Here is a 13,105-nt window from a genome sequence, read left to right as displayed (position 1 = left end):
TTCGTACTCCCCGAATTCTCTTATGTTTCGATTATGCGACTTCTCAAGATAAAATACAACTATTTCCTTATTTATTTTCTATTGTTTTACATATCACTAGGACCTACGTCCTAAAAAAGACATACTAAAAGCGGTCTTGCGACCGCTTTGTGTTATTTTTTCACTTGTAAGTTTGGTGACGTCATTTCCTCCGGACGAATCCATTGATCAAATTGCTCTTCCGTTAATAAACCAGTTTCTAAGGCTGCTTCTTTCAAAGAAGTGCCGTTTTTATGTGCCAATTTCGCAATTTTTGCCGCATTTTCGTAGCCAATATGCGGGTTAAGTGCTGTAACGAGCATGAGTGACTGTTCCACATTACGTGAGATCACTTCATGATTTGGTTCGATTCCGACAGCGCAATGATCATTGAACGAATGTAAGCTGTCCGTCAATAGACGACAAGTCTGTAGGAAATTATACATGATGACTGGTTTGAAGACGTTCAATTCAAAGTTCCCTTGACTCGCCCCGAAACCGATTGTCGCATCATTTCCGAGTACTTGTGCGGCAACCATTGTGAGCGCCTCACTTTGAGTCGGGTTAACTTTACCCGGCATGATTGAACTTCCTGGTTCGTTCTCCGGAATGGTGATTTCTCCGATTCCTGCACGTGGTCCAGAAGCCAACCATCGCACATCGTTCGCAATCTTCATCGCGTCCATCGCTAATGCTTTTAATGCACCATGCGTGAAGACGAGTTGATCGTGACTTGTAAGGGCGTGGAACTTGTTGACGGCTGTTACAAACGGTTTGCCCGTCTCATCTGAGATTTTCTTCGCTACAACTTCACCGAACTCAGGGTGTGCGTTGATCCCTGTTCCGACAGCCGTTCCTCCAAGTGCAAGCTCCGTAAGTGGTTCAATCGTGCGCTCGATCATCTGTTTTGACAATTCAAGCATCCGGACCCACCCACTGATTTCTTGACCGAGTGTGACCGGCGTCGCGTCTTGAAGGTGCGTCCGACCAATTTTGACGATATCCTTAAACGCCTCCGCTTTTTGTGAAAGGGTTTGATAAAGCGAGTCGATTGCTGGAAGGACATCATCTTGTACGGAAAGGATGGCGGCGATGTGCATCGCGGTCGGATACGTATCATTCGAGCTTTGCGATTTGTTGACATCATCATTCGGATGAATCGTGATAGATGCTCCACGAGCCTGTAACTTTTCGTTCGCAAGATGCGCAATGACCTCGTTGACGTTCATGTTTGACTGCGTGCCCGATCCTGTCTGCCAGACGACAAGCGGGAATTCCGCGTCATGCTGCCCTGCTAAAATCTCATCTGCCACCTCTGCGATGATCGCTGCTTTCTCTTCCTCGAGTACACCGAGTTCAGCGTTTGCTAAAGCTGCACCTTTTTTCAATATGGCAAATGCGTATACGATTTCAAGCGGCATCTTCTCCGCACCAATTTTAAAGTTTTCAAGACTACGTTGCGTTTGTGCTCCCCATTTCGCCGTAGCTGGAACTTTAATTTCCCCCATTGTGTCCCGTTCGATCCGATAATCCATGTATAATTCCCCCTCTATAGTTGACTACGCTTTCATTTTAGCGAAAAACCATCTAAAAAGAAATGACTCCGTCAAAAAAGCGACCAAGAATGATCTCGGTCGCTTAATTCATTCCATTCAATGCGTCGCGTGCAATCACGTCCGCTCGATTCTCCGCTCGTGGGACCCATTTCAAGAACACGGTCGGCAATTCATCGTAGGCAATCAGTGCTTTCAGAAACAGAGGCTTCGCCGAAGCATCTTTCATGAAACGTTGCTCTAGTGCGCGAACAATCACTTCGGCGTCGGAATACAGCATGAATGAGGTTTCACCTTCCAATACATGCGCTTGTTCCAGCGCATAAGCACATGCAGCCAATTCCGCGTGAACGCTTGTCAATCCTTGCATTCGACGTTTAAACGTCGATACGGTACCGTCGGACGACTTGATCCACACTCCGATTCCGTTCTCTCCAGTCGTCTGATTAGTGGCCGCGTCAAAATAGATGTGAACCAAATCGGTACGCCTCCCAATCCGTGTTGACAGGTGCATGGATATCAATTTGTGACAGTCGTTTCGACAAGAGCGCGATCTCTTCATGACCGTCTAGTTTTTTTGCATATTTTTGATGGGGCGCTTCGAGTGTTTCATTTTGAACATGCACATAAAGCGTCTCAATCGTATCGTAATGCTGAATTAAAATCGTCGCCGTCTTCGGACCGATGCCACGTACACCTGGGATGTTATCCGAAGAGTCTCCCTGCAATGCCTTCACGTCGACAAACTGATATGGTTTCACGCCATACATCAATTCAAAAGAAGCTTCATTGACGAGCTGCTCCTCACCTTTTTTTGGCATGATTTGAAACACGTTCGGAGACAACAACTGAAGTAAATCGCGGTCCGAGGAATAGAGATATGATTCACCAGGGAACGCTGTCGCGACTGCGCCCATCAAATCATCCGCTTCATATCCCGTCAACTCGGATTGTAAGATACCTCGTTCATCCAAAGCGGCCCTCAATTTCAAATAGTCTTCGAAAAGTGGTTCCGGGAGTCCATTACGCGTTGCTTTATATTCAGGATACATCGCATAACGGTGGGTAGACTCTCGTGTCCCGTCCCAAAAGAAAGCGATATGGGAAAAGTCTGTCGTCCAGGAATCCACCTTTCGAAGTAATCCTTTCACAGTCACTTCCGGATCTTGTGCTCGTCTTCGCTCCGTCGCAAAATAATAACGGGACAACAAATTAAATCCGTCAACTAGAATAAGCTTCATCTTGCTCCACCTCACATGCTTTTAATCCCCGTGCTAGTGCATCTTGGTCTAGTTCCTTCCCAATCCAAACAAATACGGAACGGTCCCCTTCATGCACCTCATTTGCAAATGTCGCGCCCATCAACTGATTCGTCGCTTGAATGACAAACTTGCGCTCCTCATCCTGTAAGCGGACAATCGCCTTCATCCGATACATCTCATCCTCGTAGTGCATCAAGACTTCACGAACGTAACGGGTCACGCGCTCCCGAGACAATGGACGCTCGGCACTCAACGTGATGGCACGAAGGGAGGAGACCGATTCACTCGTCTCTGTCAGTTGACTCAACTTCTGTTCATCGACACGTGACAGTTGGAACGTATTTTCAAGTAATTCGTAATCGCCTTCTGTTTGAATCGTCTCTACAATCCTTACCGTCGGATTGAGTTGTTCGATTCGGCGGCGTGCTTGATCGAGTTCATCCGACGACACTAAATCGGTTTTATTTAACAAAATGAGATCGGCATAAGCGATTTGATGAATCCCTTCTTTGAACAGTTCACGGTCCATTTGACTGGCATCCACAACCGTCAAGATGGCGTTCATTTTAAAGTGTTGACGTAAGTACTCGTCATAATAAATCGTCTGAATGATCGGTGCGGGATCGGCGACACCGGTCGTCTCGATGATGACTCGGTCGAATGTTTCTTGCTTTGCAGCCAGTTGATAGAACGTCTTATTCAAATCATTTTGGATGGAACAGCAAATACATCCGTTTGAGAGTTCGATTTGCTCTTGGTCCATCTTGACGATCAATTGTTCATCGATATTTATCGCGCCGAGCTCGTTGACGATCAGACAAATCTTTTCATCCGTCGCCGCGAGTAAGCGGTTCATATACGTTGTCTTGCCTGCTCCTAAAAACCCGGTCACTAATTGTACGGGAATCATGATACCACCCTTTTCTTACAAATCTTCGTGCGCGCGAGCCCATTTCTCATAACGCGCATCCAATAAATCAATCAAGTGAAGCATCCAAGCCTCCGTCGTCATCGGGAGGACACTCGATCCCCACTCACGTTTCCCATGATGTGATAAAATCATGTGCCAGATTCGATGGTGGACATCCAATGGCAGTCGCGTCGACGTCTGGCGTAACGTTTCTTCAAACAATAGCCCACCGTATGGCATATGCCCGATTAGTGTGCCCATCGGGTTGATGGAGATGCCGGTCGTTTCACTTGTGCCCTCAACAGGAGATAACTTCTCAAAACGATTCGGACTAGATAACAGATGACTGTATTCATATATTTTTCCGATGTCGTGGAAGAGGATTCCAAGTGCGAGTTCATCCCAATTCAACGGTTCTTTCCGCTCGGCCATCGCTTCACAGGCGGCATACAGCGATTCAAACGTTCCTTTATATGCCTGTTCGATTTTAACACCGTTCATCGTATTCCAAAGGTCGACTTTGTGCAACTGCTCGGCTTCTTTGATTACACGAAACACCATCGCCAAATAGTCATCTTGCTCTTGAATCCGATAGCCGAGACGAAGCATACACACGGTATGCTTCAATAGACCTCCCGCATAGTTATGATGGTGGTAGAGTGCCGCTGGCGATAGTACGAAATCATCCCAAACGAAATCAAGGAGGCCGTAGGCGATCTGTTGATAGGTCGGTGACAACGTATCAATCAAACTGAACAATTCATCCGCAAACTGCTCCATCGTCTCATCCCCTGGCAAGCCTGGTAATAACGAGATTGCCTCATCTTTTGAGATAGGATGGACGCGGTCAATCGTAATCGATTTGGCGCCATCCGGTTTTGGATAGACATCGATTTTCCCGGACAATTCGATGACACCCGATTCATAGATTGGAAGTAGTTCACTCTCATTTCCACGTAGCCAATGCTTCGCACGCATCATCCCGTTCGCCGTCGTAACACTTAGTTGAAGCCATTTCGCACCATTCTTTCCTTCTCTAACCTCGACTGTACTGACGAGCGCTTTTGTTTGGACAGGGGTCCCATCGGCTAACTGGTCTAAACGGTCCTTTGATTTGTCTATTTGTGGTATTTGAAATCGATCATGGTTCATCGATGATCCGATGACTGGATCAATTTGTTGATAATAGTTCATAATCATTCCCTCCTCGCATCTTCTGACATTGTATCGTGTTTCCGCTCATTAGGCGAACATACTTTCTAGTAGGGTCATGATTTCACATTCATTATATTGAAAGCGCTTACGATTATTGATACGATAAAGGTAGTTCGATAAAGGGGGAAACGAGAATGATTTCATTAATCGATACGTATGAGCGTTTCATCGCCTCGGGGGAAGCGACACGTTATGCACAAGAGCAACAATCCATTGAACATATTCTAAAAGCGTCAACTTGTCCGGTGGGCATGCAGGACTTAGAACTGTCACTCACGCATCTTTCCGGTAATCCATATGCTAAAGATGCATCACTCGACAAAATTGTCGAACATGAGATGAAAGGGGCCATGGCGGCGCTTGAGCTTTCTGGTTACCCACTTCAGACACCGCTAGCGAAAGCAGTCATCTTGTCTGCGTTCGCTCGAACGAACCGACTCAATATTGATAAGCTAAAAGAACTGAGCCACGCCGACCTTCTCGTCCGAATTCAATCGGCAGAGCGCGCTTGGAAGCGGACATACACATTGTTACACCGTTCGACGCCGACTCAGATTTGTGGTCAAATGGATTCACTCCTCGGTGGATGCGCCATTCAACGCGTTCTTGAGGCAATCAAACAACCGGGAACGACAAAAACAGCATAAGAAAAGGAGCGGTCCCCGGGCCGCTCCTTTTCTTATGCTCATCCTTCTGTTACTTCAACTGCATCCGGCTCATATAGCGTCACGTTACGTGCCGGAGAGAAAGTCGAAATCGCATGTTTATAGATCAATTGTTGACGACCTTCCGACTCGACGATGACGGTAAAGTTATCAAATGACTTGATGACACCTCGAATTTGAAACCCGCTCACTAAAAATACGGTCGTTGGTACCATTTCTTTTCGAAGTTGATTCAAAAAATGGTCTTGGATGTTGTAGCTCGCTTTCATGCTGGATTCCCCCTAGTCTTTATCTCTTTAAAATAATCGGAATTTTCGAAAAAACCCCTCTACATCATCATAAATATTTTTATATGATAGTTCAAATGATTTTCGACCCATATCCACCCAAATTCCATCAAATTGATGACGGAACCAAGTTAATTGCCGTTTCGCGAACTGTCTTGTGTGCTGTTTAAGCAAATCTGTCGCTTTCTCTTTCGAGATGTTTCCATCGATGAATGGAATCATTTCTTTATACCCGATGGCTCGCATCGCCTGCGTATCACGATATCCTTGTGCCAAAAGTCGTTCGACTTCCTCGACCAGTCCTGCTTTCATCATCGCATCGACGCGTTGATTGATTCGGTCGTATAATATCTCACGATCTGCGTGGAGGACGAACAATCGATAATCATAATGTTCGGATGGCGCACTGTCCGTCGTCTGTGTATCCCCTTGCATCGCTACCTCGAGCGCCCGCACGACGCGACGCACGTTATTCGGGTGAATCGTAGCCGCACGCTCTGGGTCAAGTTGGACCAATCGTTGATGTAACGCCTCTCGCCCTTCGACTTCCGCCAACCGTTCGAGTTCTTCCCGCAACGCTTCATCGACAGGTCGCTCCACAAATTCATAATCGTATAAGATGGAGCGAATGTATAGCCCCGTGCCACCGACGATAATCGGTAACTTGCCACGGGCATAAATATCATCGATGGCGGCACGCGCCAATTGTTGAAACATCGCGACACTCATGGCATCATCCGGGTCACAAATATCGATCAAATGATGCGGGATCCCTTCGGCCTCTTCTTTCGTCACTTTTGCTGAACCGATGTCCATGCCCCGGTACACTTGAACCGAGTCACCCGAGACGATCTCGCCGTCGAACGCTTTCGCTAGTTCGATGCCCGTCTTCGTTTTGCCAACAGCGGTCGGACCGACGATGACGACGACAGGTGTTTTTTTCATACATCTCACTCCTCAATTAAAAACCCGTCTCCTCACGAGACGGGCCATCAAATTCTTCTTTTTATTCTATCATCAAATACGACGGCAAACAGCATCCAACCACATAAAAGTAATCCGAGTAATAACACGAGACCATCACTCATCTGCTTTCGCCTCCTTTAGCTTCCTCATTCCCACTTTTCACATTTTAGACACAAAATAACTGTAAAAAAGCACACTCAATAAAGAGTGCGCATTTCAAAGTCATCATTCAAATCAAATATTTAGTCATCATCTATTAACCTCTGAACCAATCCCAAAAATGAGCACCTTGGGCGACAATCAAATAGTCGAACCAGCGTGTATAATCCATCGGAAGTTTTTCGGTGTCATCTGTGTAAGTCAAAAATTCTCCAACCCAAATGTAGTTTTCATGTTCATTGACGACCTCGCAAACAATCCATTTCCCATCTCTCCCGACACCGACGGGGATGAATTGTTCAGGGCACTCCCATATTTCCCGATACTCGATCATTTCATCTACATTAAAAAGTCGGATTCCTCCACCGTATGTCGGGTGAACAAATAGGTCAGCGCCATTATGGGTCTTCAAGAATTGAATAATGTCGTTTGGCATCATTTGCTTCAATCGCTTAATTTCAACTTCCATCGCAGGCTCACTGAATAGAAAGTGTAACGTGTCTACATATCCCTCTTCATTTTGTATTTCAATCTGATTACTGACGAGCCTACTTTTCAACGTTTCAAGTGCAATCATCAACTCAACCCCACTTTTTGAAATTAACGACATTCGTACCGTATCATTCATTTCCATTTTTCTAAGTATTGCATATATCGATCTTTCATCGTTCAATAAAAAAAGGTCGTCAGGCACGACTTGATCGCGCTCGATGACCTCGGATCATTTTCAATTCATCATGAAGCAATTTCAATCGTCTGTTTCGTACGCTTGACAGAAACGATGAAGTACAGGATTGCCGTACCGCTCGCCGCCCACCAAACCATGTCATACCATCCGTTCATCAGTCCAGCCATCCCAACCATCGCCGGGACAATCAGCGTCAACCATGATAATACGAGGGCGACACGTGCTGTGATGGCCTCATTCGGTTTTTCGAGTCCCATTCCAAAGAAGAACAACGCCCAAAGGAATGACCAGAAGAACCACGTTAATGCCCCCATCGGATCACTTCCTGCAATCGCCATCACACCGTAAAAAGCGGCTGCAATCGAAACGAATAGCGAGAACCAGCCTACGCCACGGCCGTCTAAATTCAAAATAAACGTTACCCCTACATATAAATAAGTGAACGCAAATAGATAGATGCTCGCAAAACCGAACTGCTCTTCTGGACTCGCCCCAATCAATAACCATGTGGCGATAAACGTTTGTAAGAGTCCCGTAAACAAACTAAAGAACCCTGCGCTCTTGCTATCCACTTTCCCGAGAAGAACGAGACTATTTAAAAACAGTGCGACGCCACCGAATAATAAACTTACATTACCCACACTCATTACCCCTTTGTACAGATGTCTGACCTTTGTTCTACTGTATCACTTTAGCTTGAATTCGCTTTCAGTGCAAGGGGATTTTTACGTGTTCACGAGAACGCCACGCCTTACTCGTTCTCAAGGGTTTGGATGGCCTCGTCGATTCGTTCTTGTTCCTCATCCGTGAAAGTCGGATACTGTGGATCAATCCGTTCAAGCACATCAATCATGACTGACGAAATGACAAAACGACTGTACCACTCATCATCTGCCGGCAACACATACCACGGTGAAACTTCTGTTGATGTGTGCGACAACATCTCGGCAAAGATTTCTTGATATTCTTCCCAATGCTGTCGTTCTTCGACGTCACTGAAGGAGAATTCCCAATTCTTTTTCGGGTCCTTTAACCGTTCAAGCAAGCGATCTCGTTGTTTATCCTTAGATACATTGAAAAAGAACTTGATGACTTCGAATCCGTTTTCATGTAAATAGCGTTCATAATCGTTGATTTGACGATAGCGCATCTGCCAGACCTCTTCCTGGTCCATTTCTTCCGGAAGTACTTCGTCCCCCAACAAATCATGGACACGAGGCGCAATGACCTCTTCATAATGGGATCGGTTTAAAATTCCGACCTGTCCTCTTTCAGGTAACAAATCATGCATTCGCCACAGATAGTCGTGCTTTTTCTCCGTATCGGAAGGTTTTTGAAACGCATTCGTCTTCAGTCCTTGGGCGTTCAAATTTGAAAAGATATAGCTGATCGCTTCGTCTTTCCCACCCGCATCAAGCGCCTGCAAGACGACGATAATCCCTTTCTTGCTCTCGGCATACAATCGCCAATGTAGTTCTTTCAATCGCTCGACACTGTTCGGAATGAGTTCAGTCGTCAACGTCTCATCCTCTGGCTTGTCTGAAACAGTCGTCGGATAATCATCTAATTGAATCTTGCTGTTCGGTGACACAATAAATTTCTTCGTGTTCATACTCGTTCTCCTTTTCGCTCGACGTTCAACCTTGATTTACCCAAAAACTGCATAAGAAAATCCCTTCCGAAAATTTCGGAAGAGATGTTGAGAACTTAGTAGATTCCGACAGCGTCAAATGATTTCGCAGCTGATACCGCTTGCGGACTTGTCGCACCGTAAAGGTCTTTCGCAGATTGTACGACCGCTTGACGAAGGCTTGAGAAGTTAGACGTTGGTGTCAAGTAAACATTGAGGGCACGGTAGTAGATATCCCCCATCGCCATGACTCCCACACCTTGTACCGATACGCCGTAGTGCGATCCACCGTTACCTAAGAGGTATGCCGCTTTGTTGACGATACCTGAGTTGATGTGAACCCCACCATTATCTTGTGTGCCTGTGTAACGTTTTGAGTAGTGATCTGGGTCACCGTATGCAGCCGGGTTCGCCATCGAACGAAGTCCGTCGCCTGCTACACCTGGTGTGTAGATGTCTTCTCCTACCAACCAGTCGAAGTTAGTGCCGACGCTATATTCCGCCACTGTACCTAGGATATCCGATACTGCTTCATTGATCGCCCCAGACTCGTTTTGATAGATCAGTCCTGCCGTGTATTCCGTGACCGCGTGAGTCAATTCGTGAGCGACTACGTCAAGTGCACCTGAAAGATACGTGAACGTTTGACCGTCTCCGTCTCCGTATACCATCTTACTTCCGTCCCAGAACGCATTGTTGTAGCTACGGCTATAGTGAACCGTTGAGTTCAATGCAGCTCCGGCGTTGTCATAGCTGTTCCGTCCGTAAGTGTTTTTGTAGAAATCATATGTCTTTGTCGCGTTGACGTGTGCAGAGACAGCGGCACGGTCATAAGTCGCGTTCAAGACGTTATCCACGTCAGCCCATAGCGAACCTGGGAGTGTCGTACGGTTTTTCGCATCGTACGTATAGATTCCCTTTCCACGCGTTGAATCTTGGAGATAATAGTAAGATCCGCTCTTCGTTGTCTTGAACGTTTGGCTGTAGCCGAGAACATCGATTCCCGTTCCCGTATATGTCGTACCTGTCACACCGTTCGTCGGTCTTGCATGAGCTAACTGGTCAAATTTATTAAGTACCTCACCCGTTCCAGCATCGATGAAGTATGTCCAACGTGACGGCTCTTCCGCTTCAAGGATTGTTCCGGTCACTTGATATGCATAAACCGACTTCTCACCTTTTGGATAAACAATCAATTCCGCTTCCGGTTCGAGCTCGTAGGCCCCTTTATGTCCGACAAGCTTTTTGTAACTCGCGATGGCTTTCTTTTCAGTTAACTTGATCGACTTATGTAGGTTCTTGACCGATTTCGCATCATCCACGACTGTCTTCAATTGACCCGCTTCATCTACGACACCGACTACCACACCACCGAATACTGGCACGCCATCAACTGTCTGTTGGAGCTTAACCACTTTCCCGACTTTGTCTGATTTCGACTCGATCGTCTTGAACTCACCTTTTGATTTGACGTACTCTTTTACAATCGTTGTCGGTGCACTTTCTGATGGTTTCGTCAGAGTGCCTGACTTCAATTCTGCCGCACCGACCAATTGTGGTACGAGCAATACGCCTGCGATTAATGATGTAGAAACAACTTTTTTCATGTGTTTACCTCCTTTGTGATGATTCTTACTTTACACACTTTCCCACAAAGGCTGTATCCATCTTTTTAATTATTTTGATAATTCATAATATTGAGTATTTAGAACCATTCATTCTATTTACGACCTAATTTTATCCAAAAAAAATTCGTGCTCCTTAGGAAAGGAGCACGAATCATTAATACACATCTTTTTGGGTAAAGTGGTAAAACGCATACGCCAAGGCGGCCATCGACCAAATGAGAATGACGAGGAGCGAAAACGGTAACGTCATCCCATCGATTGGGGGAGCCTGTCCTTCCAAATAGGTATGAAGGCCGAAGTTGACGTTCACCAGGTATTTCGAGCTATCCCAGTTTGAGCCAAGCGATGTCAAGAGTGGCCCTGAGATGAGGATAGCCATCATGATTCCGATTCCGGTCGCCGTATTTTTCACCAAAACAGAAATCATGAGAGAGATTGTCCCGACCGCAGCCACCACGAGCCATGAAAGCCCCATCGACATAAGCAGGTACTCCCACATCGGCAACGTATGCACAAAGTCGGTCGAGAAGGTTCCGGTCGGCGAAGCTTGGAAACCGGTCAAAATCGGAGCATTCCATCCGTCCCAGCCGAGAACGATGCCGGATATGGCGTAACTGACGACGGCGGTCACAAATATTAAGATCGATGTATAAAGGAGCGTCGTCAGCCATTTGGCGAGTAAGATCTTATATCGCCGGACCGGTCGCGATAACAACGTCTTAATCGTTCCATCGTTATGTTCTCCGCTCACGATATCTGCCATCAATACAATAATGAACAGCGGTAGGACAAGCGTAGTCCCTTGGGAGAAGAAGACACGCATAAACGTCGGAGCTCCCGGATAATTCGGATTGATATCATTATCAAGATAATACTGATTCTGTTGGACTTGGAACTCAAGAATCTGCCGAAACTCGTCTTGGACGTTCGCGGAGGCGAGTCGGTTTTGTGTATCGATGATCTCTTGCTGGAGATCGACACGCCAATCAATCGTTCCTTGTTCTTCGCGTTGTTTCTCGATTTGACGATAGTTCGCATACGTGAACATCGAAACAAGCACGATCAGGATGATGGAGACGACCATCAATCTGCGTTTCCGATGAATCTTGAGCACTTCATTACGAATGAGACCGAGCATCGATGGATTAGGCAATGTGATCACCGCCTGTCAACGTGATAAAGAGGTCCTCTAACGTTTGGACTCGGCGCTCGAGTCCGAACACCTCGACATCTCTTTCCATCAAATATCGATTCAACTTCGCCGTCTCTTCCACGTTCATGGAAATACGAATCGTTCGCTCGTCCACCACGTCCGCTTGGTCGATTCCTTCGTACCCTTGAACGATCGGTAATACTTCGAAGCTATTCGTCACATGTAAGTCGACCGTTGACGCGAGTTCTTCAATCAAAGCATGGACCGTCCCCACCTTGACAATCTTGCCTCGCGACATGATGGCGACTCGGTCCGCTAGTAGTTCAATCTCGGCCAGGATATGACTCGATACGAGAACACTCAGCCCCGTTTCTTCTACGAGACGACGGATGAAAAGTCGTAAATCCCGAATCCCCATCGGATCGAGCCCGTTCGTCGGCTCATCCAAGATGAGCACCCGTGGATTGTTTAATAACGCTTGGGCAATCCCGAGCCGCTGACGCATCCCGAGAGAGTACGTCTTCACTTTATCATCGATTCGAGCAGTCAAATCGACGAGGTCAATGACTTCTTGGATTCGCTTATCATCGACGCCAGGTAACATGCGTGCGAACGCTTCTAAGTTCTCACGTCCGGATAGAAACTTATACAGCTCTGGATTCTCGACGATTGCGCCGATTTGATTCATCGCTTGGACGAATTGTTTGTCGACACGATACCCACAAATCGATACATTTCCTTTCGTCGGTTTGATCAAGCCAACAATCATTCGAATCGTCGTCGTCTTCCCGGCGCCGTTCGGCCCTAAAAATCCGAAGACCTCACCCGGGTAGACGTCTAACGAAATGTTATCGATAATCGTCTTTTTCCCAATCACTTTAGTTAGTTGATGTAGCTTTAACGTCGGTTCCATTGTCTCACCTCTTTCTTTATTCTATCGGACAAAAGCGAATCTGTCCTATTCGAACATT

At 46.4% G+C, this 13,105-nt stretch carries 14 protein-coding genes; 1 reads left to right on the top strand and 13 read right to left on the bottom strand.

The window, feature by feature from the left end:
* Positions 1-152: 152 nt before the first annotated feature.
* From fumC to OKS35_RS03380, 5 genes are all read right to left on the bottom strand, one after another.
* Positions 153-1,553 (bottom strand): class II fumarate hydratase, encoded by a 1,401-nt coding sequence (fumC, locus tag OKS35_RS03400; RefSeq protein ID WP_264092470.1) that lies wholly within the window; start codon positions 1,551-1,553, stop codon positions 153-155.
* Positions 1,554-1,656: 103 nt separating this feature from the next.
* Positions 1,657-2,049, bottom strand: coding sequence for a reverse transcriptase-like protein (locus tag OKS35_RS03395; RefSeq protein ID WP_012726190.1), 393 nt, complete (start codon positions 2,047-2,049; stop codon positions 1,657-1,659).
* The gene (locus OKS35_RS03390) at positions 2,030-2,812 is read right to left on the bottom strand and encodes a 5'-3' exonuclease (protein ID WP_264092469.1); all 783 of its coding nucleotides are present in this window, start codon (positions 2,810-2,812) and stop codon (positions 2,030-2,032) included. The genes OKS35_RS03395 and OKS35_RS03390 overlap by 20 nt, the downstream gene beginning before the upstream one ends.
* Positions 2,793-3,743, bottom strand: a complete 951-nt coding sequence (locus tag OKS35_RS03385; RefSeq protein WP_264092468.1) for a CobW family GTP-binding protein — start codon at positions 3,741-3,743, stop codon at positions 2,793-2,795. Before OKS35_RS03385 ends, OKS35_RS03390 begins: the two co-directional genes overlap by 20 nt.
* A gap of 15 nt (positions 3,744-3,758) precedes the next feature.
* Positions 3,759-4,937: an HD domain-containing protein gene (locus tag OKS35_RS03380; RefSeq protein WP_264092467.1), complete on the bottom strand. Its 1,179-nt coding sequence runs from the start codon at positions 4,935-4,937 to the stop codon at positions 3,759-3,761.
* Positions 4,938-5,092: 155 nt separating this feature from the next.
* On the opposite strand from OKS35_RS03380, the gene OKS35_RS03375 reads away from it, so the two are divergent.
* Positions 5,093-5,605, top strand: a complete 513-nt coding sequence (locus OKS35_RS03375; RefSeq protein WP_214688805.1) for a hypothetical protein — start codon at positions 5,093-5,095, stop codon at positions 5,603-5,605.
* Positions 5,606-5,643: 38 nt separating this feature from the next.
* On the opposite strand, the gene hfq is transcribed toward OKS35_RS03375, so the two are convergent.
* From hfq to OKS35_RS03335, 8 genes are all read right to left on the bottom strand, one after another.
* Complete coding sequence (gene hfq, locus OKS35_RS03370; RefSeq protein ID WP_012726185.1) at positions 5,644-5,892, bottom strand: RNA chaperone Hfq; 249 nt, start codon at positions 5,890-5,892, stop codon at positions 5,644-5,646.
* A gap of 27 nt (positions 5,893-5,919) precedes the next feature.
* On the bottom strand, positions 5,920-6,855 hold the full coding sequence (miaA, locus tag OKS35_RS03365; RefSeq protein WP_264092466.1) for a tRNA (adenosine(37)-N6)-dimethylallyltransferase MiaA: 936 nt from the start codon (positions 6,853-6,855) through the stop codon (positions 5,920-5,922).
* 277 nt (positions 6,856-7,132) lie between these two features.
* Complete coding sequence (locus tag OKS35_RS03360) at positions 7,133-7,612, bottom strand: SMI1/KNR4 family protein (protein ID WP_264092465.1); 480 nt, start codon at positions 7,610-7,612, stop codon at positions 7,133-7,135.
* A gap of 158 nt (positions 7,613-7,770) precedes the next feature.
* Complete coding sequence (locus OKS35_RS03355; RefSeq protein ID WP_264092464.1) at positions 7,771-8,370, bottom strand: AmiS/UreI family transporter; 600 nt, start codon at positions 8,368-8,370, stop codon at positions 7,771-7,773.
* Between the two features lie 104 nt (positions 8,371-8,474).
* A complete protein-coding gene (locus OKS35_RS03350) occupies positions 8,475-9,335 on the bottom strand; it encodes a PPK2 family polyphosphate kinase (RefSeq protein ID WP_264092463.1) in 861 nt (286 codons plus the stop codon).
* A 95-nt stretch (positions 9,336-9,430) separates the two neighbouring features.
* A complete protein-coding gene (locus OKS35_RS03345) occupies positions 9,431-10,960 on the bottom strand; it encodes a M4 family metallopeptidase (RefSeq protein ID WP_264092462.1) in 1,530 nt (509 codons plus the stop codon).
* A 175-nt stretch (positions 10,961-11,135) separates the two neighbouring features.
* Entirely contained in the window at positions 11,136-12,134 is a 999-nt protein-coding gene (locus OKS35_RS03340) for an ABC transporter permease (RefSeq protein WP_264092461.1), read from the bottom strand.
* Positions 12,127-13,047, bottom strand: a complete 921-nt coding sequence (locus tag OKS35_RS03335) for an ABC transporter ATP-binding protein (protein WP_012726176.1) — start codon at positions 13,045-13,047, stop codon at positions 12,127-12,129. The genes OKS35_RS03340 and OKS35_RS03335 overlap by 8 nt, the downstream gene beginning before the upstream one ends.
* Between the last annotated feature and the right edge of the window lie 58 nt (positions 13,048-13,105).

The sequence above is a fragment of the Exiguobacterium sp. N5 genome (assembly GCF_025842465.1).
Classification (GTDB): Bacteria; Bacillota; Bacilli; order Exiguobacteriales; family Exiguobacteriaceae; genus Exiguobacterium; species Exiguobacterium profundum.
This window is presented reverse-complemented; position numbering and strand designations above follow the sequence as displayed.